This is a genomic window from Paracoccus caeni, assembly GCF_016629665.1.
GTDB classification, from domain to species: Bacteria; Pseudomonadota; Alphaproteobacteria; order Rhodobacterales; family Rhodobacteraceae; genus Paracoccus; species Paracoccus caeni.
This window is the reverse complement of record NZ_JAEPRQ010000001.1, coordinates 900,977-925,603: the sequence shown is the minus strand read 5'-3', so window position 1 is coordinate 925,603 and position 24,627 is coordinate 900,977. Positions and strand designations below refer to the sequence as shown.

Here is a 24,627-nt window from a genome sequence, read left to right as displayed (position 1 = left end):
CGAAGCACACACCCTACGGGGTTGGTAGGGTGCGCCGAAGCGCACCGCCGTTATGCGTATTTCTTCTGGATCTCGTCCGAGATGTTCTGCGGCACGGCCTCGTAATGGTCGAACTGCATCGTGAACACTGCGCGGCCCGAAGACATCGAGCGCAGATTGTTGATGTAGCCGAACATATTGGCCAGCGGCACGAAGGCGTCGATGACATTCGCGTTGCCGCGGCTGTCCTGCCCACGAACCATGCCACGACGGCTGGTCAGATCGCCGATGATCGAGCCGGTATATTCTTCCGGCGTCACAACTTCGACCTTCATGATCGGTTCCAGCAGTTTCGCACCGGCCTTGCGCAGACCTTCACGCATCCCTGCACGAGCAGCGATTTCGAAGGCCAGCACCGACGAGTCGACGTCGTGGAACGCACCGTCGATCAGCGCGACCTTGAAGTCGATGACCGGGAAGCCTGCCAGCGGACCGGAATCCATGACCGACTTGATGCCCTTCTCGACGCCCGGAATGTATTCCTTCGGAACCGCACCACCGACGATTTTCGATTCGAACGAGTAACCCTCGCCCGGCTCGGTCGGCGTGATGACCAGCTTCACACGCGCGAACTGACCGGTACCACCGGACTGTTTCTTGTGCGTGTAGTCGATTTCAGCCTGCTGCGAGATGGTCTCGCGGTAAGCCACCTGCGGCGCACCGATATTCGCCTCGACCTTGAACTCGCGCTTCATGCGATCGACGAGAATGTCGAGGTGAAGCTCGCCCATGCCCTTCATGATCGTCTGGCCCGACTCGATGTCGGTTTCGACGCGGAAGGACGGGTCTTCGGCAGACAGGCGCTGAAGGGCGAGGCCCATCTTTTCCTGATCGGCTTTCGACTTCGGCTCGACGGCGATTTCGATCACAGGCTCGGGGAAGGTCATGGTTTCCAGAACCACCGGCTTGGCCGGATCACAGAGCGTGTCGCCCGTGGTGGTGTCTTTCAGACCTGCCAGCGCGATGATGTCGCCGGCAAATGCTTCCTCGATTTCCTCGCGGTTGATGGCATGCATGACCATCATCCGGCCAACGCGCTCGCGCTTGCCTTTGGTCGAGTTCAGCATTTGATCGCCTTTCTTCAGCGCGCCCGAATAGATGCGCGTGAAGGTCAGCGAACCAACGAAGGGGTCGTTCATGATCTTGAACGCCAGACCCGAGAAGGGCTGATCGTCCGAGGCCGAACGCTCGATGTTGCGGGTCTCGGTCTCGTCGCCCGGTGCGAAGCCCAGATAGGCAGGCACGTCGGTCGGCGCAGGCAGGAAGTCCACAACGGCGTTCAGCAGCGGCTGCACACCTTTGTTCTTGAACGCAGAACCAGCCATCATCGGGAAGAACGAAAGCGACAGCGTTCCCTTACGAATCAGAGCCCGCAAGGTCGCCTCGTCGGGCTCATTGCCCTCCAGATAGGCTTCCATGGCAGCGTCATCCATGTCGACGGCTAGTTCGATCATGTTGGCGCGCCATTCGACTGCCAGATCCTGAAGTTCTTCGCGGATCGGTTGACGAACCCAGCTGGCGCCGAGGTCTTCACCCTTCCAGACCCACTCTTCCATCTTGATCAGATCGATGATGCCTTCCAGCTTGTCCTCGGCGCCGATCGGCAGAGCGATCGGGCACGGGGTGCCGCCGGTGCGGTCTTTGACCATGCGCACGCAGTTGAAATAATCCGCGCCGATCTTGTCCATCTTGTTGACGAACACGATCCGCGGAACCTTGTAGCGGTCAGCCTGACGCCACACGGTTTCGGTCTGCGGCTCGACGCCAGCGTTACCATCCAAGAGACAGATCGCGCCATCAAGAACAGCCAGCGAACGCTCAACCTCAATAGTGAAGTCAACGTGGCCCGGCGTGTCGATGATGTTGAAGCGGTTGCGCTGTGCCTGATCCTCGGTGAATTCCGTATCTTCGTGGCGCTGCCAGAAGGTCGTCGTTGCCGCCGAGGTGATGGTGATGCCGCGCTCGGCTTCCTGCTCCATCCAGTCCATCGTTGAGGCGCCGTCATGCGTCTCACCGATTTTGTGGTTCTTGCCGGTATAGAACAGGATGCGTTCGGTCATCGTGGTCTTGCCCGCATCGATGTGGGCCATGATCCCGAAGTTCCGGTACCGCGTTAGCGGATATTCGCGTGCCATAAAGGGCCTTCCTTCCGTTACCAGCGGTAATGGCTGAACGCTTTGTTCGCGTCGGCCATCTTGTGAGTGTCTTCGCGCTTTTTGACGGCAGTACCGCGGCCATTGACGGCATCGGCCAGCTCGCCTGCAAGGCGTTCTTCCATGGTATTTTCGTTACGGTTTTTCGCCGCGGTGATCAGCCAGCGGATTGCCAGCGCTTCGCGACGGGTCGGGCGAACCTCGACCGGGACCTGATAGGTAGCACCACCAACGCGACGCGAACGAACCTCGACCGAGGGTTTCACGTTGTCGAGGGCTTCGTGGAAGACTTCGATCGGTTCGCGCTTCAGACGGGTCTGGACGCGGTCCAGAGCGCTGTAAACGATGCGCTCGGCGGTAGATTTCTTACCGTCAACCATCAGGTTGTTCATGAATTTGGTCAGCACGCGATCGCCAAATTTGGCGTCGGGCAGGACTTCGCGCTTCTCAGCAGCGTGACGACGTGACATGGAAGCCTCTCCTTATTTCGGACGCTTGGCGCCGTATTTCGAACGACGCTGACGACGATCTTTGACGCCCTGGGTATCCAGCACACCGCGCAGGATGTGGTAACGGACACCCGGAAGGTCTTTTACACGACCGCCACGGATCAGCACGACGCTGTGTTCCTGCAGGTTGTGCTTTTCGCCCGGAATGTAGGAGATGACCTCGAAGCCATTCGTCAGGCGCACCTTGGCGACCTTACGCATAGCGGAGTTCGGTTTCTTCGGCGTCGTGGTGTAGACGCGCGTGCAGACGCCGCGTTTTTGCGGGCATCCTTGAAGGTGCTGCGACTTCGAGCGCTGCACTTTGGGCTGCCGCGGCTTGCGGATCAGCTGTTGAATCGTCGGCATTCGGTTCCCCGTCTTGCTTTCGTCAATACTCGCAACCATCGGTTGCACTGCTTCTCGACGGCATTCCGTGCGAATCACGAAATGCCAAACCCGCCCGGCCCCGGTTTTCCAGGGTTGGACGGGATAATTCCAGAGGATCGGGGCGTTAGAAGGCCCGGATCGTGACCAACAAAGGTTCTGGTCCCCGATACGGTTTCCCGGCGGGTGCGCGGGATATATGGGGAATCATGGGTGCTGTCAACAGAACCACCCGGCCATGCCGAGGGTGCCGGACGCGCCCATATGGCGTGCCGTCCCGATCCATCTAGGCGCTGGTCCGGGCTTTTCCAAGAGGCGTGGCGAGGGGTTGCGGGTGTTGCATCCGGTATTTTTGCAACGAAGAAGCGGCCATGTGGTTTCAGGCAGCAAATGCTGGGGATTTGGCTGCACAAGGCGTCCACCGCGCATGCACAGGTTGTGCACAGGGCGTACACAGCTTGCGAACGGTGGGTGTTGCGTAGGGCATCATTTACCGCGCCGTGATGACCGAGTTCAGCTAAGTCCCGTCAGCGACTTTTCCAGCGCGGCGCGCTTCAGGCCGAAGCGCTGTTTCAGAAGGCGGTCGGTGCCGCCTTCCTCGATCTCCCATGGCAGGCCGGGGCCGATATCGCCGGAATCGCTGTCGGCATGGATCGAGCGCAGGAACATTACCGGCCGGGTGATCGAGACGACCGGCATCCATTGCGGCAGCTTGCTGTGGTCATAGGTCAGCGCCGTCTCGGCCATGTCCGGCGCGAGGAAGATGGTCAGTGCCACGCCCATATTGTGACAGATACGCGGCGTCAGGGTGAGCCCCCCTGCCCCGGCTTTCAGGATAAGCCCCCGGGAATGATCCAGCGCCAGACGCTGTTCCACCTTCCACAGCCCCTTGACCCGGTTGAAGTCCTTGCGGGCCGAGGCGATGTAATCGACCGCCACCGCGTCATCATCGTCATGGCGGAAATGGCCGATCACCTCGGCCTCGGGATCGATATGGGGGGCAATCGCCGCGCGGCAGGCTGGCAGGTGGTGCTGCATTGGCCGCACCAGCTCCAGCCGCAGTTGCGGGATCTGTTCGGTCAATTCGCGCAGCCGCGACAGGTAAGGTTCGGGCAGGTCGGGGCCGGTCATGATGACCAGCGTGAAATCGGGATCGGTCTGACGGGCCCATGCGGGCAGCGCCACCTCGGTGAACCACAGCCAGCGGCGGGCCAGACGCAGAGGGTCGTAGAGATAAGCGCGACGGGCCTCGATGCTGTCATGGTCGGTCTGAAACCCGCGCAGCCCCAGATAGGAGAAGCGGCACAGTCCCAGCATCTGAACCTTCATCAGCGTCTCCACCCCAACTGCGCCTCGCGCAGGATCGTATAAAGACCCGCGCCGACAACCAAGGCCGCGCCAAGCCATGTCCAGATATCAGGCCATTCGCCAAAGACGATCAAGCCCGCAATGATCGCCACCAGGAGCGAGGTATAGCGGAACGGCGCGACATAGGAAATCTCGCCCACGCGCATGGCGCTGACCGCCGACATATAGCCGACCGCAAGAAACGCACCGGCCAGCAGCAGAAGCAGCAGATGTTGCAGATCGGGGGTGATCCAGCCCTCGATCAGTGTGCCGCCAAGGCCCATGGCGACAACGGCAGCGGCGGCATAGAAAGAGATCGTCGTCGAGGCGACGTTGCGGCTGAATTTTCGGGTGGAGAGATCCCGCAGGGCCACCATCAGCATCGAGGCCAGCGCGACCACCGCCCAGACATCGAAATCCGCGCCGCCCGGTCGCAGGATGATCATCACGCCCAGAAAGCCCACGATACAGGCGCTGATCCGGCGCCAGCCCAATTGCTCGCCAAAGACCAGCGCGCCCGCGACCATCACGACCAGCGGCAGCGACTGCATCACCGCCGACAGATCGCCGATTGCCATATGCAGCAGCGCGTTGAGGAACAGCACGGTCGAGGCGACCTCTCCGATCAGCCGCAGCACCATCGGCCAGCGGTCGCCCGGCCCAAGCCGCATCGACAGGCCACCATCGCGGTATGCCAGCACGAACAGCAGCGCCATCACCACCAGCCCGCGCAGGAAGATCGCCTGATACAGCGGCATGTCCTGCGTGACGAACTTCATCACCGTGTCGTTGCAGGTAAAGCTGATCATCGACAGCGTCATCAGCGCTGCACCGCGCAGGTTTTCACCCGGCTGCGGACCCTCGGGGCGGATCGAGGCAGGGCGCACGCGCCGGATGGGAGAGATGATGGGCGTGCGCATGCTTGGGGACCGCTACTTGCAGATTATGCAAGCGTTAGGAAATGCCGAAGATTTGGGCAAGTCCCAAGATTGTCCTGACACATCTTCGCCATGATGTGCCGGACGATCCCGGCGGTACGGGCGGGTTACGGAACCAGAGGCGTGTTGCTGATCCGGGGCTCCGCGATCTGCAGCGCCTCGATCTCTGCCTGCGCCTTTGCCACCTCGGCGGCGCTGGTCAGCAGGTCCACCTGCAGCGTCGATCTTGCGCTTGCATGGGATTGCAGAACCGGAACGCGCCCCCCTGCCCGCTCGACGCTGCGGTTATAGGGATAGCCGGTGCCGGGTTCGAGGCCGGTGACATAACCAGTGCCTTCCGGCCCCTCGTTCTTCCAGAGGCTGAAATAGGGCGAGCCTGCCAGATCGAAGCTCATCCGCGCGGCTTTGGTGCCGTCGGGCGATTTCAGCATGACCTGACTGATGCCATCCGCATCGGCGAAAAGCTCGGCCAGATAGACCTGTTCAGTATAATCGGCATCGCCGGGACCGGCAAAATCGCTCCACCCCGCCATGCCCTCGACAGCGCGGGCATTTCGGGGGGCCATCGTCCGGACCGGCGCAATGAACTTTGCGCCCTTGCCCAGCAACGGCGCGCCGAAATTCGTGTGGTAAAGATTGCCGTATTCCTGCGGGATGCCCTTCAGATTGGTGATCTGATCCTCGAAGCGGATCGAGGCAGAGCCGACCGGGGTCGAAATCTCGCTGGTGAGGCGCAGGGCCGGGCCGAACATCTGGGTCTCGTTGACGATGCCTTTTACCACAATGGTCGGCTCTGGCAGAGCGCGGAAGCTGACCTCGACCAAACTGGCCGGGGTGTTGTCGATATTGCCGTGCAGCGTCAGCGGCGTGCCGTTGTCATTGCCCGGCGCGCCGAAAAAGCCGATCCCGGCGCGGGTCATCCAGCCGCCGAAGCCGTTCAGCCAGCCCAACCCGCCGCGATCATTCAGGTCGATATAGCGAGGATGCGCGATCTCTTGCACCGGCGAATCCCAGCCAAGGCGGATGTCGTCGCTATGGGCGTCCCAGACGTGGAAGCCTCGGGTCGGCACGACGCGGAAACGCATCCTGCCGTTATCGACCTCAAGCACCTGCACGCCTTCCTGACGACCGCCATGCAGCGTCTTCAGGGACACCGACCATTTGATCCTGCTTGCGGGGTCCCAGTCGTCCGAACTGATCCGCCATTCGCCAAGATTGCGGTTCTGACCGACATCGATCAGCAGCTCGCTGGTCTCGGCAAGGGCAGTCGGAGGCGCTGTCACAGCGGTGACGAGGGTTCCTGTCATCTCGCGCAACTCAGGTCCGCTTGCTTTCATCTTTACGTTTACTCCTGGAAACTCATCCGCGCGGCGTTTCCCACCTGCCACCTGGACGAGATCGATCCATCATTCGTCTGCATGATTTCGCTATCAAAGCGCCACGCTACACGGTTGAAAAGTCCATGCAACGAGAATTTTTAGCGCTATCAGGTGGCATCGTTTGCAACAATGCCTCTTCGGACCGAAACCCGACATAGGCGAAAACATGTGGGGTCGGGAAACTGGCTATTGGTGGATGGGTTGGGGTGTGGATAGACTTCCCCTCATATTTCAACTGACGGGCGATTTGCCCCGGGAGGACGTGATGAGTTTGCAGCCCACGCCAAAGGCGGAGTCTTCTGCGGCACAGGATGAGGCGCAAGACGGTGCAAGCGGGCAGAAGGAATCGCAGGCCGGGGCAGAGCCGAAAGGGCCGCCGAACAAGAAGCGCCGGAAATTTGCAATCACCCATTGGGGGCAAAGCGCCGAGGACGCGGTGCTGCGCCGGTTTGTCGGCGCCAAGAAAGACGGCTTTTACGTCGATGTCGGCGCGCATCACCCGATCCGCATTTCCAACACCTATCTGTTTCACAAACTTGGCTGGCATGGCGTGAATATCGACGCCAACAAGGACACGATTGATCTGTTCAACAAATTCCGTCCGAATGACAGGAATATCCACGCGCTTGTCGGCGAGCGGACCGAGCAGCCGCTGACCTTCACCATCTTCAAAGGTGAAACGCGCAGCACCGCGCATGAAGAAAAGACCCAACGGCTTGAGAAGAAGTTCGAGGTGCTGTCGAAGCAGGAAATGTCGCCGGTTCCGCTGCGCGAGATACTGGACGCGAATGTGCCACCGGGTCAGCATATCGACATCATGAACGTCGATATCGAAGGCTTCGACATTCAGGCATTGCAGACGAATGACTGGTCGAAATACCGGCCGGACTATATCTGCGTCGAGGATTTCAATTTCAAGAATGGCCGGACAAGCGACACCCGCGAGTTCATGACCAGCATTGGATATATCTGCGTGTCACATTGCTATGACACGTCGATCTATCACACGAACCCCTCTACCGAAGCGAAGGTACAGCCCTGACCGCGCGGCAGGACAGGTGCGCCCCGGCGATCTGACGATACCAATCAGCCAACGAAAAAGGCCCGGCGCAATGCCGGGCCTTTCTCAATTCATTGCGGAAAGATCACGAGTCGCTGTTCTCGGGAAGATCGGCGACCATGTTCTCGACCACGTCCTCGGCGACTTCCTCGATGACCGGGGCGGCCAGCGCAGCGGCGGTTTCCGCCTCGGCGCGACGTGCCTCTATCACTTCGTTGTCGCGTTCGGTCGCGATGCGGCGGACGCGGGCGGTGGCACCACCCGTCCCTGCCGGGATCAGACGGCCGACGATGACGTTCTCTTTCAGCCCGACCAGCTTGTCGCGCTTGCCCTGAACGGCAGCCTCGGTCAGCACGCGGGTCGTTTCCTGGAACGAGGCGGCCGAGATGAAGCTGCGGGTTTGCAGCGACGCCTTGGTGATGCCCAGAAGAACCGGCTCGCCCACGGCCGGACGGCCGCCGCGTGCTTCGATCTTGGCATTCTCTTCCTCGAACTCGTCACGCTCGACATGCTCGCCCTTCAGAAGCGTCGTTTCGCCGCTGTCGATGATCTCGATCTTCTGCAGCATCTGGCGAACGATCACCTCGATGTGCTTGTCGTTGATCTTCACACCTTGCAGACGATAGACGTCCTGAACCTCGTCGATGAGGTAGTCGGCCAGAGCCTCGATCCCCATGATCCGCAGGATGTCATGCGGCGCCGGGTTGCCGTCCATGATGTAGTCACCCTTCTGCACGAAGTCGCCTTCCTGCACCGGGATGTGCTTGCCTTTCGGCACCATGTATTCGACGGGCTCGTGACCCTCTTCCGACGGCTCGATCGCGATGCGACGCTTGTTCTTGTAGTCCTTGCCGAAGCGCACGTAACCATCGATTTCGGCGATGATCGCGTGATCTTTCGGACGACGGGCTTCGAACAGTTCCGCCACGCGCGGCAGACCCCCGGTGATGTCCTTGGTGCGAGCGCCTTCGCGCGGGATACGCGCAACGACATCGCCCGGACGGATCTCCTGGCCATCCTCGATCGACAGAATTGCATCCACCGACATCGGATAGCTGACCGGATTACCCTGCTCGTTGCGGACCGGCTCGCCGTTCTCATCCATGATGATGATCTCGGGCTTCAGTTCGTTGCCTTTCGGCGCCGAGCGCCAATCGGTCACGATCTTCTGCGTCATGCCGGTTGCATCGTCGGTCTCGTCCCGGACCGAAAGGCCGGTGATCAGATCGACGAACCGCGCCGCACCGCCCTTTTCGGCGATGATCGGCAGGGTATAGGGGTCCCATTCGTAAAGTTTGGCACCGCGGATCACCCGCTCGCCTTCCTTCACGAACAGCTTCGAGCCGTAGAACAGCTTGTGGTTCGCACGCTCCTGCCCCTGATCATCGACGATGATCAGCTGCATGTTGCGGGCCATCACCACCTGCTCGCCATTGGCGTTCGTCAGCACGCTTTCGTTGCGGAACTGAACCGTGCCTTCATGCGACGCGGCCTGGAACGACTGCTGACCACCCTGAGCGATACCGCCGATGTGGAAGGTCCGCATCGTCAGCTGCGTGCCGGGCTCACCGATGGACTGCGCGGCGATGATGCCGACAGCTTCACCGATATTGACCAGCGTGCCGCGTGCAAGGTCGCGACCATAGCAGAGCGCACAGATGCCGTCCTCGGACTCACAGGTCAGAGCCGAGCGGATGCGGACCGACTGCACGCCCGCCGACTCGATGGCGTCGGCCTTGCGTTCGTCGATCAGCTCGCCGGTGCGGACGATGATTTCGTCCTCACCCGGAACCAGCACGTCTTCGGCAGCGGTGCGGCCCAGAACACGCTCGGACAGCGGGCTGATGACTTCACCGTCATTGACCGCCGCAGTCGCGGTGATCGCACGATCAGTGCCGCAATCATGCTCGCGGATGATGCAGTCCTGTGCCACGTCCACCAGACGACGGGTCAGGTAACCCGAGTTCGCTGTCTTCAACGCGGTATCCGACAGACCCTTCCGGGCGCCGTGGGTCGAGTTGAAGTATTCAAGAACGGTCAGACCTTCCTTGAAGTTCGAGATGATCGGCGTCTCGATGATCTCGCCGTTCGGCTTGGCCATCAGGCCGCGCATCCCGCCCAGCTGCTTCATCTGGTTGGTCGAACCACGCGCCCCGGAATGGGCCATCATATAGACCGAGTTCGGTTCCATTTCGGCCCCGTTCTCGTCCTTCCGGGTGGCAGCGATAGTGGACATCATGGCGTCGGTGACGCGGTCGTTACATTTCGACCAGGCATCGACCACCTTGTTGTACTTTTCGCCCTGCGTGATCAGGCCGTCCAGATATTGCTGTTCGAACTCTTTGACCTGATCCTGAACTTCCTCAACGATCGTCCACTTGTTGTCGGGAACGACCATGTCGTCCTTGCCGAAGCTGATGCCGGCACGGAACGCCTCGCGGAAGCCCAGACCCATGATCTGGTCACAGAAGATCACCGATTCCTTCTGACCGCAGTAGCGGTAAACGGTATCGATGACGTGCTGCACGTCTTTCTTGCGCAGCAGGCGGTTGACCAGCTCGAACGGCGCTTTCGCGTTCATCGGCAGCAGGCTGCCCAGACGCAGACGACCCGGCGTGGTCTCGAAGCGCTTGATGACTTCGTTGCCGTTGTCGTCGATCTGCTTGACCCGTGCGGTGATCTTGGCGTGCAGATGCACCTCGCCTGCGGCAAGGGCATGCTCGACCTCATCGACGGTGGCGAAGGCCATGCCCTCACCTTTCATGCCGTCGCGTTGCATCGAGACATAGTAGAGGCCAAGGATCATGTCCTGCGACGGAACGATGATCGGCGCACCGTTGGCGGGCGACAACACGTTGTTCGTCGACATCATCAGCACGCGCGCTTCCAACTGCGCTTCCAGCGACAGCGGAACGTGGACAGCCATCTGGTCGCCGTCGAAGTCGGCGTTGAAGGCCGAACAGACCAGCGGGTGAAGCTGGATCGCCTTGCCTTCGATCAGGATCGGCTCGAACGCCTGAATGCCCAGACGGTGCAGCGTGGGCGCGCGGTTCAAGAGAACCGGATGCTCACGGATGACCTCGTCCAGAATATCCCAGACCTCGGGACGCTCTTTCTCGACCAGCTTCTTCGCCTGCTTGACGGTCGAGGACAGCCCCTTCGCCTCAAGCCGCGAATAGATGAACGGCTTGAACAGCTCCAACGCCATCTTCTTCGGCAGGCCGCATTGATGCAGCTTCAGTTCCGGGCCGGTCACGATGACCGAACGACCCGAAAAGTCCACGCGCTTGCCCAGAAGGTTCTGACGGAAGCGGCCCTGTTTGCCCTTCAGCATATCGGACAGCGACTTCAGCGGGCGACGGTTGTTGCCGGTGATGACGCGGCCACGACGGCCGTTGTCGAACAGCGCATCGACCGATTCCTGCAACATCCGCTTTTCGTTGCGGACGATGATATCGGGCGCGCGAAGCTCGATCAGGCGCTTCAGACGGTTGTTCCGGTTGATGACGCGGCGATACAGATCGTTCAGATCCGAGGTCGCGAAACGGCCGCCATCCAGCGGAACCAGCGGACGCAGTTCCGGCGGAATGACCGGAATCACGGTCAGCACCATCCATTCGGGACGGTTGCCCGATTCAAGGAAGCTCTCGACGATCTTCAGCCGCTTGATGATCTTCTTCGGCTTCAGTTCGCCCGTCGCCTCTTTCAGATCTTCGCGAAGCTGATCGGCGGTTGCCGACAGATCGATATTGGCCAGCATGGACCGGATCGCTTCCGCGCCGATATCGGCCTGGAATGCGTCGGCGCCATAATTGTCCTGCGCGTCAAGGAATTCCTCTTCGCTCAGCAACTGGCCATAGGTCAGGTCGGTCAGACCCGGCTCGATCACGACGTAGTTTTCGAAATAGAGGATCCGCTCCAGATCGCGCAGCGTCATGTCCAGCATCAGGCCGATGCGCGACGGCAGCGACTTCAGGAACCAGATATGCGCAACCGGGGCGGCCAGTTCGATATGGCCCATCCGTTCACGGCGAACCTTTTGCAGCGTGACTTCAACACCGCATTTCTCGCAGACGAGGCCGCGATATTTCATCCGCTTGTATTTGCCGCACAGACATTCGTAGTCCTTGATCGGACCAAAGATGCGCGCGCAGAACAGACCGTCACGTTCCGGTTTGAACGTGCGGTAGTTGATGGTTTCAGGCTTCTTCACCTCGCCGAACGACCAGGCCAGAATTTCTTCGGGCGAGGCCAGCGAGATCTTGATTTCGTCGAACTGCCGCGGCGGAGCCAGCGGGTTCAGGGGATTGGTGGCGAGTTCCTGGTTCATACTTCCTATCCTTGTCAGATATGGGCGCCGGCATAGCCGGCATCCAGGAGTTCAGGTTCATTAAGCGCGGCGCTGGACGCAGCGATGAGAAAAGACCGGCGACGGACCATTACTGCACCCTCTTTGACGAGGGGCCGCACTGGAAGAAATGCGTCGCATTCGCACGCCCTTCGCCATCCGGACCGAGCAGCCGTTGTGCTTGCGCAGTGACCTTGCCGAAACGGATCAGCGGACGGTCTTCCTTGGCGCAAAGTTGCTCGGCCCGCTCTTGGCAAATCGGCTCGGTCCGCTCGAAGATCGATGCACCGCCGATTCCCGGCTTTCGCGGCTGGCATTCCATCACCCCGATCGGTGCGGCATCCCGAGGCCTCTGCTCCAGCTCGCTCCAGTCAGGGACACTGGAGCAGCTGGCAACAAAAAGCACCGTGGTCGTTCCCGCTATAGCGGAAAATGCCCTCACTCTTCTTCCTCCGCATCCAACAGCTCCATGTTGAGGCCCAAACCGCGGACCTCTTTCACCAGCACGTTGAACGACTCAGGGACGCCAGCCTCGAAATTGTCCTCGCCCTTGACGATGGACTCGTAGACCTTGGTCCGTCCGGCAACGTCGTCCGATTTGACGGTCAGCATCTCTTGCAGGGTATAGGCGGCGCCATAGGCTTCCAGAGCCCAGACCTCCATCTCCCCAAGACGCTGGCCACCGAACTGCGCCTTACCGCCCAGCGGCTGCTGGGTCACAAGGCTGTACGGGCCGGTCGAACGGGCGTGCATCTTGTCGTCGACAAGGTGGTGCAGCTTCAGGACATACTTCATCCCGACGGTGACCTTGCGGGCGAATTGCTCGCCCGTGCGGCCATCGAAGACCACCGACTGACCCGACGTGTCGAACCCTGCACGGGTCAGCGCGTCGTTGACATCGGCTTCCTTGGCACCGTCGAAGACCGGCGTGGCGATCGGCACACCGGCGCGCACGGTATCCGCGTGCTCGACCAGCGTTGCATCATCCATACCCTCGAAGGTCTCGGCATACATGTCGTCGCCATAGCCGATCTTCATCGCCTCGCGCACCGGTGTCATGTCGCCATTGCGGCGATAATCTTCCAGTGCCTCGTCGATCTTGATGCCAAGACCGCGCGATGCCCAACCCATGTGGGTTTCAAGGATCTGACCGACGTTCATCCGCGACGGCACGCCCAGCGGGTTCAGCACCAGGTCAACCGGGGTACCATCCGCAAGGAACGGCATGTCCTCGATTGGGACAACCTTCGACACCACACCCTTGTTGCCGTGACGACCGGCCATCTTGTCCCCGGCCTGAAGCTTGCGCTTCACAGCCACGAACACCTTGACCATCTTCATCACGCCCGGCGGCAGGTCGTCGCCCTGACGGACTTTTTCGACCTTGTCGTCAAAGCGGTTGTCCAGCGCCTTTTTCTGGGCGTCGTATTGCTGGTTCAGCGCCTCGACTTCCTTGGCGGTGTCCTCTTCGCTGACGGCAAGCTGCCACCACTGACCACGGCTCAGCGTGCCCAGCAGATCCTCGGTGATGTCCGAGGACGGCTTGATGCCTTTCGGACCCTTCACGGCAACCTTGCCAAGGATCAGCGACTTCAGACGCGCATAGATGTTGCGGTCAAGGATCGCCAATTCGTCGTCCCGGTCACGGGCCAGACGCTCGACTTCCTCACGCTCGATCTGCAGCGCACGTTCGTCCTTGTCGACGCCGTGGCGGTTGAAGACGCGAACCTCAACGATGGTCCCGTAGGCACCCGGCGGCAGACGCAGCGAGGTATCGCGCACGTCGGACGCCTTTTCCCCGAAGATGGCGCGCAGAAGTTTTTCTTCCGGCGTCATCGGGCTTTCGCCCTTCGGAGTGATCTTGCCCACCAGAATATCGCCCGGCCCAACCTCGGCGCCGATATAGACGATGCCAGCCTCATCAAGGTTGCGCAGCGCCTCTTCACCGACGTTCGGGATGTCGCGAGTGATCTCTTCCGGCCCCAGCTTCGTGTCGCGGGCCGCCACTTCGTATTCGTCGATATGGATCGAGGTGAACACGTCGTCGCGGTGAATCCGCTCGGAAATCAGGATCGAGTCCTCGTAGTTGTAGCCGTTCCACGGCATGAACGCGACGACCACGTTCCGGCCGATGGCCAGTTCGCCCTGATCGGTCGAGGGACCGTCAGCGATGACCTGAGCCTTGGCGACCTTTTCACCGACCTTGACCAACGGACGTTGGTTGATGGTCGAGGATTGGTTCGAACGCTTGAACTTGCGCAGACGATAGATGTCGACGCCAGCATCGCCCGCACCCAGATCTTCGGTCGCACGAACAACGATCCGCTGTGCGTCAACCTGATCGATGATCCCGCCACGACGCGCGGTGATTGCCGCACCCGAGTCACGCGCAACCACGGCTTCCATGCCGGTGCCCACAAACGGAGCCTCGGCCCGCAGCAGCGGCACGGCCTGACGTTGCATGTTCGAGCCCATCAAGGCGCGGTTGGCGTCGTCGTTTTCAAGGAACGGAATCAGCGCGGCAGCGACCGACACCAACTGTTTCGGCGACACGTCGATCAGATCGACGGCATCGACCGGGTTCAGCATGAAGTCGCCCGATTGACGGGTCGAGATCAGCTCATCCACGAAGTTGCCATCGGCATCCAGCGTCGCGTTGGCCTGCGCCACGGTGTGACGCATTTCCTCGGTCGCGGACATATAGACCACGTCATCGGTGACCTTACCTTCCACAACCTTGCGGTAGGGGGTCTCGATAAAGCCGTATTTGTTGACGCGGGCAAAGGTCGCAAGGCTGTTGATCAGACCGATGTTCTGACCTTCCGGCGTCTCAATCGGGCACATCCGGCCATAATGGGTCGGGTGAACGTCGCGAACCTCGAAGCCTGCACGCTCGCGCGTCAGACCGCCCGGCCCAAGGGCCGACAGACGACGCTTGTGCGTCACTTCCGACAGCGGGTTAGTCTGGTCCATGAACTGCGACAGCTGCGACGAGCCGAAGAATTCGCGGACAGCCGCAGCCGCCGGTTTCGCGTTGATCAGATCCTGCGGCATGACGGTGTCGATCTCGACGCCCGACATCCGCTCGCGGATCGCTCGCTCCATACGCAACAGGCCGACGCGATACTGGTTTTCCATCAGCTCGCCGACCGAACGGACACGACGGTTGCCGAGGTGATCGATATCGTCGATCTCGCCCTTGCCGTCGCGCAGTTCCACCAGACCGCGAACACAGGCCACGATGTCTTCGTGACGCAGCGTACGCTGCGTGTCCGGCGCATCCAGATCCAGACGCATGTTCATCTTGACCCGGCCAACGGCGGACAGATCATAACGCTCGCTGTCAAAGAACAGGCTGTTGAACAGGGTCGAGGCAGCCTCGACTGTGGGCGGCTCGCCCGGACGCATGACGCGATAGATATCCATCAGCGCGCCTTCGCGGCCCATGTTCTTGTCGGCAGCCATGGTGTTGCGGATGTAGGGACCGACATTGACGTGGTCGATATCCAGAACCGGAACATCGGTGATGCCATTGTCCAGCAGAACCTTGAGCAGGCCACCGTTCAATTCGCCATCACGGTCATATTCTGCGGTGATTTCGTCACCGGCTTCGGCATAGATGAAGCCGGTCTCGTCATTGACCAGATCCTTGGCGACGAAACGGCCGATGATCCGCTCGAACGGGACCAGCAGGTTCACGTCTTCGCCCGATTCAACGAATTTCTTCACCAGACGCGGGGTGACCTTCTCGCCAGCCTTGGTGATGATCTCGCCGGTATCGGCATTGACCAGATCATAGGCCGGACGGGTGCCGCGCACGCGTTCCGGGAAGAAGCGCGTGACCCAGCCTTGCTCGCGCCCCGATTTGCGCAGGCTGTAATCCACGGTGTCGTAGAAGGCGTCCATGATCGCTTCCTGATCCATGCCAAGCGCATAGAGCAGGGTCGTCACCGGCAGTTTCCGGCGGCGGTCGATCCGCGCGAATACCAGATCCTTGGCGTCGAATTCAAAGTCCAGCCACGAGCCGCGATAGGGAATGATGCGGCAGGCGAACAGCAGTTTGCCCGAGGAATGAGTCTTGCCGCGGTCGTGGTCAAAGAACACGCCGGGCGAACGGTGCATCTGGGACACGACGACGCGTTCGGTCCCGTTCACGATGAACGTCCCGTTCTGCGTCATCAGGGGCATATCGCCCATGAACACGTCCTGTTCCTTGATGTCCTTGACCGATTTCGCGCCGGTATTTTCGTCAACATCGAACACGATCAGACGCAGCGTCACCTTCAGCGGTGCGGCGTAGGTCATGTCGCGCTGCTGGCATTCGTCGACATCGTATTTCGGCTTTTCCAGCTCGTATTTCACGAATTCCAGGGTTGCGGTTTCGTTGAAATCCTTGATCGGGAAAACCGACTGGAAAACGCCCTGAATCCCGTCGCCGTCATTGTGTCCGATGCCTTCACCGGAGTTCAAGAACAGGTCGTAAGAGGATTTCTGAACCTCGATGAGGTTCGGCATTTCCAGAACTTCACGGATGTTGCCATAGTAGCGCCGGATACGCTTCTGGCCGACATAAGCTTGCGCCATGGGGTCTCGTCACCTTTCGTCTTCGCGCGCATTCCGGGTCGGGGCCCCCGGATTGCGCCTACGAATGTAGGGGTGAGGTTCCATTCGTGTCGTGCGTCCCACCGCACAACTCCCGAACCTCGAACATGCCCTGAGGGAAGGTCTGACGCTGCGAAAGCCGCAAACCGTCCTTCAAGACAGGTTCGGCAGGGACCGGAAAAACCGGACCCTGCCCTTATTCAACCAGCCAAAAGGCCGATTACTTCAGTTCGACTTTCGCGCCAGCTGCTTCCAGCTTCGCTTTCAGGTCGTCTGCTTCGGCTTTCGAAACGCCTTCTTTGACCTTGCCGCCAGCTTCGACCAGGTCTTTGGCTTCTTTCAGGCCCAGACCGGTGATGCCGCGAACTTCTTTGATCACGTTGATCTTGTTCGCGCCGGCGTCGGTCAGAACGACGTCGAATTCGGTTTTTTCTTCAGCGGCTTCAGCGCCACCAGCAGCCGGACCGGCAACCATGACAGCACCACCAGCGGCGGGCTCGATGCCGTATTCGTCTTTCAGGATGGTTTTCAGTTCCTGGGCTTCCAGCAGGGTCAGGCCCACGATTTCTTCGGCGAGTTTTTTCAGATCAGCCATTTTTCCGTTCTCTCAGTTAATGTTCCAACGTCGGGTTTCAAGTCCTCGACGGGAAAAGGTTGCGTCACGCAGCCTCACGCTCTTCCAGAGTCGTGAGGATGCCCGCGATGTTCGAAGCAGGTGCGCCAATCGCACCGGCGATGTTGCTGGCAGGCGCGCCGATGGCGGACACGATCTGAGCGATAAGCTCTTCACGCGACGGCATCGAGGCGACGGCTTTCACACCGGCCGGATCAAGGGCCGAGTCACCCATTGCACCGCCCAGGATCACGAATTTCTCGTTGTCCTTGGCGTATTTGTCGGCGATCCGCGCTGCAGCGGTCGGATCTTCCGAATAGGTGATTACGGTCATGCCCGTCAGATAGTCGGCGATGCTTGCGCAGGCCTTACCTTCAAGGGCGATCTTGGCGAGCTTGTTCTTGGCAACGCGAACCGAACCACCGGCTTCGCGCATGCGCGAGCGGAGGTCCTGCATATGTGCAACCGTCATCCCTTCGTAGTGGGCAACCACCACGACGCCAGAGCTTTCAAAGATCTGGCCGAGTTCCTCGACCACCTGTTCTTTTTGTGCTCTATCCACGGTTTCACTCCAAGTTGGGGGTTTCCCCCCGGCTCTCACTTTGTCCCGGGCACGACTGTGACCGGGGCGAGTCCGCTAAGGGACAAGATCGCCCGAAAGTCTTGACCTTCGGAAAAATGCTTGTTCCCATCTCAGGCAGGAAATTAAGCTGGCTTAAGGGCCGGCACCCACCGTCTCGGACGAATCGATACACGCGCAGATTGCTACCTGCGCGCGGATCAAGGGGCTTAATTAGACAGATTCCGCGCGAATGTGAAGTCGAATCTCCGCGATTGCGCGCTTGTCGATGCAGATTTCGCTTGGCACCAGCAATTATTGGGAAAACCGCGGCACAGGGCGTCCACCGCGCATGCACAGGATGTGCACAGCGCGTACACCGACAACGCGCGCTGGCCGTTGCCGGGGCAAGGATTGCGCTTGGCCGTGGCAATCATGCAACCCCGGCCGCGCCCCGCCCTATTTCCGGTCGGACAGCATCTGCAGGCCAAAGATCGTCACGTCGCCCATCCGCCCCATCTGCGGGTTCAACTGAACCAGCGCCTGCGTTTTCGGATAAAGCGCAAGACCCGGAGCGGTCTGATCGATGCCCGGCAGGGACGCCGCCACAGCGGCCTTGATCCCGGCCTCGCCATCCGTCGAATTGGCCACGAACGAGCAGGTCCGCCCCATACCCGGCCCCTCAATGATTTTGATCGAGACCGACTGATCCGGCAGATACCATGTCCCGGTGCTATATTGCTGAAAGCCGTTCTGCTGAAGCGCGGCAGGCGCATTCTCGAAATTCGGAAGCGTGCCGCCGCAGATCGCGTCGAAATATTTCATCGCATCGCTGGCGCGCAATGCCGCCAATTGCTGCGCGCCCGAGGCGATCGGGATCAGCGTCACCACCACCGCCATCAGCATCGCGCCAAGACGGGGCATCAGGCCCAAGCCAGTCTGCATCATGATAGAATCAGCCCTCAAAGAATACTGAGGCTGACGCTATGACCGGCCCAGGTTTCCCGCCACTGGATTCTTCTTCGCCCCCGCCGCGCCCGCGCGACGACCGGCAAAAGAAAAAGGCGGACCTTTCGGCCCGCCCCTTCAAAATCATCTGATCTGCGATCAGTTGGCGGTCGCCGAAACGACATCAACCGAAACGCCCGGCCCCATCGTCGAGCTGATCGAGACTTTCTTCAGATAAGTCCCTTTCGCGCCCGAGGGCTTGGCTTTGCTGACCGCGTCCACGAAGGCGCGCAGGTTTTCAGCCAGTTTGTCGGCGTCGAACGACACCTTGCCGATACCAGCGTGAACCACACCGGCTTTTTCGGCTTTGAACTGGACTTCACCACCTTTGGCAGCTTTCACGGCATTGGCCACGTCCACGGTCACCGTGCCGACTTTCGGGTTCGGCATCAGGTTGCGCGGGCCAAGGATTTTGCCCAGACGGCCGACCAGCGGCATCATGTCCGGGGTCGCGATGCAGCGATCGAATTCGATCTTGCCCGACTGGATGGTCTCCATCAGGTCTTCCGCACCAACGATATCCGCACCAGCTTCCTTGGCTTCGTCAGCCTTCGGACCACGGGCGAACACAGCGACGCGAACGTCCTTGCCGGTCCCTGCGGGCAGGGTGACAACGCCACGGACCATCTGGTCGGCGTGGCGCGGATCGACGCCCAGGTTCAGCGCGATCTCGACGGTTTCGTCGAACTTGGCCGAGGCAGCGCCTTTGACCAGGTTGACCGCATCTTCAACGCTCAGGTTCGACTTGCCGTCAAAGGCGGCGCGGGCCGTAGCTTTCTTTTTCGAAATCTTTGCCATGGCTTAGCCTTTCACCTCGATACCGATCGACTTGGCCGAGCCCATGATGATTTTCATGGCCTGATCAACGTCATTCGCCGACAGGTCAGCCATTTTGGCTTCGGCAATCTCGCGAACCTGTTTGACGGTCACGGAACCGGCAACCGCACGGCCCGGCTTTTCCGACCCTTTGGCGCGGTTACGCTTGCCGACCGGCTTCAGGCCAGCGGCCTTTTTCAACAGGAACGAGGCAGGCGCCGTCTTCGTGTCGAAGGTGAAGGATTTATCGGCGTAATAGGTGATCACGACCGGAACAGGCGAACCCTGTTCCATTTCCTGCGTCTTGGCGTTGAACGCCTTGCAGAATTCCATGATGTTGATACCGCGCTGACCCAGTGCGGGGCCAACGGGGGGCGACGGGTTCGCCTGACCCGCCTTGATTTGCAGCTTAAGCTGCCCGACGACTTTCTTGGCCATCTGGCCTTCTCCTTATCATCACGCCCCGCCCGTCATTGGGCTTCATGGGGCAGACTTAGCGGTGCGGCCCGATCCCAAAGGACCGGCACCTCCCGCGACCCATCACGCGGACTTGGCGACCTGCGTGAATTCCAGTTCGACCGGCGTGGGCCGGCCAAAGATCGAGACGGTGACCTTGATCCGGGCCGACACTTCGTCAACCTCTTCGACCATGCCCGAGAAGCCCTCGAACGGGCCGTCGGTCACATTCACCTTTTCGCCGATATCGAAGCGGATCAGGTTGCGTGGCGCTGCGGCCTCGCCCGAACCGCCACGGTTCAGCATCGCATTCACTTCATCGTCGCGCATCGGCATCGGCTTGCCCTGCGCGCCCAGAAACCCGGTGACCCGGTTGATCGAGTTCACCAGATGGTAGGTCCGGTCCGACATCTCCATCCGCACCAGCACATAGCCGGGCATGAAACGACGCTCGGAAGTCACCTTCTTGCCGCGGCGGATCTCGATCACTTCCTCGGTCGGGACCAGCACCTCGTCGATCTGGTCTTCCAGACCTTTTTCGGCGACGGCCTGACGAATCGCCTCGGCGACCTTCTTTTCGAAGTTCGACAGGACGCTGACAGAATACCAACGCTTTGCCATGTTTCCGATCGACCCCTGTTCGTCCTGAGAGAATCACACGTCTTGCATGCAACCCTCGGAAATTCAAATGCGTCCGGGCAAATTGAAATCGGCGCGCATGCGCAGTGGATGCACGCCGTTCGCCGGACAGTCAGGCGCGAATAACGCCCCCTGCTCGCGAATGCAAGCCCCGATCAGCCGCTGATCAGGCGCAGGCCTTCGGTGATTCCAAAGCGGATCGCCAGATCCACGAGGAAAAAGAACACGCTGAACAGCGCGGCAAGAATGAACACCATGATCGTCGTCGTGATCACTTCGCGGCGCGTCGGCCAGACGATCTTGGCGCCCTCGGCGCGGACCTGATTGATGAACTGGACGGGATTGGCCACGGGCGGCTCCTTCAGAATTGCCTTGCCCATCTATCCCGCAGGTCAGTGCATTTCAACCCTGCCCCGCGTGTCGGCGGCAATGAAAGCGTCGTGAGGGGCCGTTTACATCATTCCATATTGTGAAATGATTTATGTATTATTGTCGATTATTTTTCCTGTCTCGTCATATTTTTCGATTTTTCACTTGCAATAGCTGATGAATTTGCACGTCATGCAGCAGGAAGCGACAAAATCTGCGTCCATATGGTGGATGCAGATCGGGGAAGAGGAGCCCCGCTGTCGCGAGGAGGAATGAATGCAGCTTACCGACACGCCCCCCGAAGGCGAAATCGCCCTTGGCGGAATTGAATCCATGGCCGAGCCGAAGCGGGCCGAACCCTGGATGCGGCCTGTCGAGATCGCCGCCGCCACATTGCTGATGGTGATGATCATCGTCGTTCTGGCGAATGTGTTCTTCCGCTACGTGCTGGCCAAGCCGCTGATCTGGGGGGATGAGGTCGCCTCGATCAGCTTCATCTGGATGGCGATGCTGGGCGCGGCGCTGGCCGTGGATCGGCACGAACATATGAAGCTGACCGTCTTTCTGCCGCTGCTGCCCGAGAGGGTGGCGAAAGTGGCCGAAATCGCCGGGCAGGTTCTGGTCTGCCTGCTGCTGCTGCGGTTGCTGCCGGTGGCGGTCGAATATGCTTATGAGGAAAGTTTCGTCGTCTCGCCGGCGCTGCAATTGCCGATGTCGTGGCGGGCCTCGGCGCTGCCAATCGGAATCGGGCTGATGACGCTGCTGTCGGTGGTCTCGCTTCTGAGGACGCGAGAGTGGCGTATCATCGGCAGTGTGCTGATCGTGGCCGCCGCGCTAATCGCCTTGTGCTGGTTCGCCAAGCCCGCGCTGCTGGGCATCGGCAACTGGAACCTGCCGATCTGGCTGGGGCTGCTGGTCGCCGTGCTGCTGTGTATCGGGGTGCCGATTGCGTTCTGCTTTGCGCTTGGGACGCTGGCCTATCTGACCTTTGCCAGCCATGCGCCGATCTTCGTGATGATGGGGCGGATCGATGAGGGGATGTCCTCGCTGATCCTGCTGTCAGTGCCGGTCTTTGTGCTGCTGGGCTGCATTCTGGATGCGACCGGCATGGGCAAGGCTATCGTCAACTTCCTTGCCTCGATGCTGGGCCATGTGAAGGCGGGGATGTCTTATGTACTCTTGGGCTCGATGTTCCTCGTCTCGGGGATTTCGGGGTCGAAAGTGTCGGACATGGCCACCGTCGCCCCGGCGCTGTTCCCCGAGATGCGCCGCCGGGGTCATTCCCCGTCCGAGATGACCGCTTTGCTGGCCACCGGGGCCGCGATGGCCGATACGGTGCCCCCGTCGATCGTGCTGATCGTGCTGGGCTCGGTCGCCGGGGTGTCGATTGCCGGGTTGTTCACATCGGGCTTTGCCATCGCCTTCGTGCTGCTGGTGGTGCTGGCGGTTCTTGCGCGCTGGAAGGCGCGGAACGAGGATATGTCGGGCGTGCGCGTCGCCAGCGCTCAGTTCATCCTGAAGGCGATGCTGATCGCCACGCCCGCGCTGGTCCTGCCCTTCATGATCCGCAGCCTTGTCGGCGGCGGCGTCGCCACCGCGACCGAGGTGTCCACCATCGCCGTCGTCTATGCCTTCTTCATCGGCATCGTCCTTTATGGCGGGATTCCGGTGCGCCGGATGGGCACGATGCTGGTCGAGACCGCCGCCATGTCCGGGGCGATCCTGCTGATCCTTGGTGCGGCCAGCGCCATGGCTTGGGCGCTGACGCAATCGGGCTTTGCTCGTGATCTGATGAATATCGTCACCGGCCTGCCGGGCGGCTGGATCGTGTTCATGCTGGCCTCGATCCTGATCTTCCTGATCCTGGGTTGCGTGCTGGAGGGGCTGCCTGCCATCGTTCTGCTGGCCCCGATCATGTTCCCGATCGCGCGCGGCCTTGGCATTCATGACATCCATTATGCCATGGTCATCGTTACCGCGATGAATATCGGGCTGATGGCCCCGCCCATCGGCATCGGCTTCTACATCGCCTGCAAGATCGCCAATGTTCCGGCCGATCAGGTGATGCGCAAGATCTGGTCCTATCTGGCGGCGCTGCTGATCGGGCTGTTGCTGATCGCCGCCGTGCCGTGGTTCTCGACCGCTTTGCTTTGACAACTGAACCTTCTGGGGAGGAGGAAACCCATGACGATCAAACGCCGCACGATCCTGCTGGGCGCAGCCGCCGGGGCGCTTGCCGCGCCGTTCATCCGGCCACGCGCCGCGATGGCTGCCGAATTCAACTACAAGATCGCCAATAACCAGCCGCTGGAGCATCCAAGCAATATCCGGCTGGCCGAGGCGGTGAAGGCAATCCTTGATGAGACCGGAGGCGCGGTCGATATCCAGATCTTCCCGTCGAACCAGCTTGGCGCGGATACCGATGTGCTGGGCCAGCTGCGCTCGGGCGGGGTGGAGTTCTTCCAGCTTTCGCCGATCATCCTGTCAACGCTGGTGCCCAATGCCTCAATCAACGGCGTGGGCTTTGCCTTCCCGGATTACGACACGGTCTGGGCGGCGATGGACGGCGATCTTGGCGCCTATGAGCGCGGCCAGATCGAGAATGCCGGTTTGGTGGTGATGGAAAAGATCTGGGACAACGGTTTCCGCCAGACCACATCTTCGTCAAAGCCCATCGTGACCCCCGCCGATTACGAGGGCTTCAAGATCCGCGTCCCGGTCAGCCCGCTTTGGACCTCGCTGTTCACGGCCTTCGGCGCGGCCCCGGCATCGATCAACTTCGCCGAGGTTTATACCGCTTTGCAGACCGGCATCGTTGACGGGCAGGAAAACCCGCTGGCGATCATGAAGGTCGCGAAGATGTGGGAGGTGCAGAAATATCTGTCGATGACCAACCACATGTGGGACGGCTTCTGGCTGCTGGGCAACCGTCGCGCATGGCAGGCTTTGCCCGAGAACCATCAGGAAGTGGTCGCCCGTCATTTCAACGAAGGCGCGATGAACCAGCGCAAAGATGTGATGGAGCTGAACGCCAGTCTGCGCAGCGATCTGGAAAGCGAGGGCTTCGTCTTCAACGATGTGGACCCCAAGCCCTTCGAGGACAAGCTGCGCGAACAGGGCTTCTATGCCGAATGGAAGAAGACCTATGGCGACGAGGCCTGGGCCATTCTGGAAGCTGCGGTCGGCAGGTCGCTGGCGTGATGTCAAAGGCGGTCGCCCTTCAGTCCGAATTGCCCGGAAGGTTGGGCGTCCGCCCGGAATCAAGGTGCGGAATGCGCATCCGGTCGAGACTCTTCCCTTTGACCTCGCCCCATGAAGCAGAGGGCAGTGCCCGTCCGCGGTCGGGCACCGCAACGATTCCGACAAAGTGCTTTATGGTGCCTTCCCGCCGTCCAGGTCTGGCCCGCAAGACGGCAACAAAGTGCCCGT

At 60.6% G+C, this 24,627-nt stretch carries 19 protein-coding genes; 3 read left to right on the top strand and 16 right to left on the bottom strand.

The window, feature by feature from the left end; all coding sequences use genetic code 11:
• Positions 1-50: 50 nt before the first annotated feature.
• From fusA to JJJ17_RS04385, 6 genes are all read right to left on the bottom strand, one after another.
• Complete coding sequence (fusA, locus tag JJJ17_RS04410) at positions 51-2,174, bottom strand: elongation factor G (RefSeq protein WP_200684049.1); 2,124 nt, start codon at positions 2,172-2,174, stop codon at positions 51-53.
• Between the two features lie 17 nt (positions 2,175-2,191).
• Positions 2,192-2,662 (bottom strand): 30S ribosomal protein S7, encoded by a 471-nt coding sequence (gene rpsG / locus JJJ17_RS04405; protein ID WP_200684047.1) that lies wholly within the window; start codon positions 2,660-2,662, stop codon positions 2,192-2,194.
• A gap of 12 nt (positions 2,663-2,674) precedes the next feature.
• Positions 2,675-3,046, bottom strand: a complete 372-nt coding sequence (rpsL, locus tag JJJ17_RS04400) for a 30S ribosomal protein S12 (RefSeq protein ID WP_022705687.1) — start codon at positions 3,044-3,046, stop codon at positions 2,675-2,677.
• A 531-nt stretch (positions 3,047-3,577) separates the two neighbouring features.
• The gene (locus tag JJJ17_RS04395; RefSeq protein WP_234463863.1) at positions 3,578-4,393 is read right to left on the bottom strand and encodes a glycosyltransferase; all 816 of its coding nucleotides are present in this window, start codon (positions 4,391-4,393) and stop codon (positions 3,578-3,580) included.
• Positions 4,393-5,331, bottom strand: a complete 939-nt coding sequence (locus JJJ17_RS04390; protein ID WP_200684045.1) for a DMT family transporter — start codon at positions 5,329-5,331, stop codon at positions 4,393-4,395. The genes JJJ17_RS04395 and JJJ17_RS04390 overlap by 1 nt, the downstream gene beginning before the upstream one ends.
• 125 nt (positions 5,332-5,456) lie before the next feature.
• Entirely contained in the window at positions 5,457-6,656 is a 1,200-nt protein-coding gene (locus tag JJJ17_RS04385) for an aldose 1-epimerase family protein (protein WP_200684044.1), read from the bottom strand.
• 337 nt (positions 6,657-6,993) lie between these two features.
• Between JJJ17_RS04385 and JJJ17_RS04380 the strand changes: the two genes are divergently transcribed.
• Positions 6,994-7,770: an FkbM family methyltransferase gene (locus JJJ17_RS04380; protein ID WP_200684043.1), complete on the top strand. Its 777-nt coding sequence runs from the start codon at positions 6,994-6,996 to the stop codon at positions 7,768-7,770.
• A gap of 103 nt (positions 7,771-7,873) precedes the next feature.
• On the opposite strand, the gene rpoC is transcribed toward JJJ17_RS04380, so the two are convergent.
• The 10 genes from rpoC to secE form a co-directional block, all read right to left on the bottom strand.
• Positions 7,874-12,118, bottom strand: coding sequence for a DNA-directed RNA polymerase subunit beta' (gene rpoC, locus JJJ17_RS04375; protein ID WP_200684042.1), 4,245 nt, complete (start codon positions 12,116-12,118; stop codon positions 7,874-7,876).
• Between the two features lie 109 nt (positions 12,119-12,227).
• Positions 12,228-12,578 (bottom strand): hypothetical protein, encoded by a 351-nt coding sequence (locus JJJ17_RS04370; RefSeq protein WP_200684041.1) that lies wholly within the window; start codon positions 12,576-12,578, stop codon positions 12,228-12,230.
• The gene (gene rpoB / locus JJJ17_RS04365; protein WP_200684040.1) at positions 12,575-16,720 is read right to left on the bottom strand and encodes a DNA-directed RNA polymerase subunit beta; all 4,146 of its coding nucleotides are present in this window, start codon (positions 16,718-16,720) and stop codon (positions 12,575-12,577) included. Before rpoB ends, JJJ17_RS04370 begins: the two co-directional genes overlap by 4 nt.
• Positions 16,721-16,958: 238 nt before the next feature.
• Entirely contained in the window at positions 16,959-17,333 is a 375-nt protein-coding gene (rplL, locus tag JJJ17_RS04360) for a 50S ribosomal protein L7/L12 (RefSeq protein ID WP_200684039.1), read from the bottom strand.
• A 64-nt stretch (positions 17,334-17,397) separates the two neighbouring features.
• A complete protein-coding gene (gene rplJ, locus JJJ17_RS04355) occupies positions 17,398-17,913 on the bottom strand; it encodes a 50S ribosomal protein L10 (protein ID WP_200684038.1) in 516 nt (171 codons plus the stop codon).
• 456 nt (positions 17,914-18,369) lie between these two features.
• On the bottom strand, positions 18,370-18,858 hold the full coding sequence (locus JJJ17_RS04350) for a hypothetical protein (RefSeq protein ID WP_200684037.1): 489 nt from the start codon (positions 18,856-18,858) through the stop codon (positions 18,370-18,372).
• Between the two features lie 159 nt (positions 18,859-19,017).
• The gene (gene rplA / locus JJJ17_RS04345) at positions 19,018-19,716 is read right to left on the bottom strand and encodes a 50S ribosomal protein L1 (RefSeq protein ID WP_200684035.1); all 699 of its coding nucleotides are present in this window, start codon (positions 19,714-19,716) and stop codon (positions 19,018-19,020) included.
• A gap of 3 nt (positions 19,717-19,719) precedes the next feature.
• The gene (rplK, locus tag JJJ17_RS04340) at positions 19,720-20,172 is read right to left on the bottom strand and encodes a 50S ribosomal protein L11 (protein WP_200684033.1); all 453 of its coding nucleotides are present in this window, start codon (positions 20,170-20,172) and stop codon (positions 19,720-19,722) included.
• Between the two features lie 102 nt (positions 20,173-20,274).
• Positions 20,275-20,811: a transcription termination/antitermination protein NusG gene (gene nusG / locus JJJ17_RS04335; RefSeq protein WP_200684031.1), complete on the bottom strand. Its 537-nt coding sequence runs from the start codon at positions 20,809-20,811 to the stop codon at positions 20,275-20,277.
• 173 nt (positions 20,812-20,984) lie between these two features.
• Positions 20,985-21,209 (bottom strand): preprotein translocase subunit SecE, encoded by a 225-nt coding sequence (gene secE / locus JJJ17_RS04330; RefSeq protein ID WP_200684029.1) that lies wholly within the window; start codon positions 21,207-21,209, stop codon positions 20,985-20,987.
• A gap of 265 nt (positions 21,210-21,474) precedes the next feature.
• On the opposite strand from secE, the gene JJJ17_RS04325 reads away from it, so the two are divergent.
• Together JJJ17_RS04325 and JJJ17_RS04320 are read left to right on the top strand one after the other, a co-directional pair.
• Positions 21,475-23,352 (top strand): TRAP transporter large permease, encoded by a 1,878-nt coding sequence (locus JJJ17_RS04325; RefSeq protein WP_200684027.1) that lies wholly within the window; start codon positions 21,475-21,477, stop codon positions 23,350-23,352.
• A gap of 30 nt (positions 23,353-23,382) precedes the next feature.
• A complete protein-coding gene (locus JJJ17_RS04320) occupies positions 23,383-24,399 on the top strand; it encodes a TRAP transporter substrate-binding protein (RefSeq protein ID WP_200684025.1) in 1,017 nt (338 codons plus the stop codon).
• Positions 24,400-24,627: the final 228 nt, after the last annotated feature.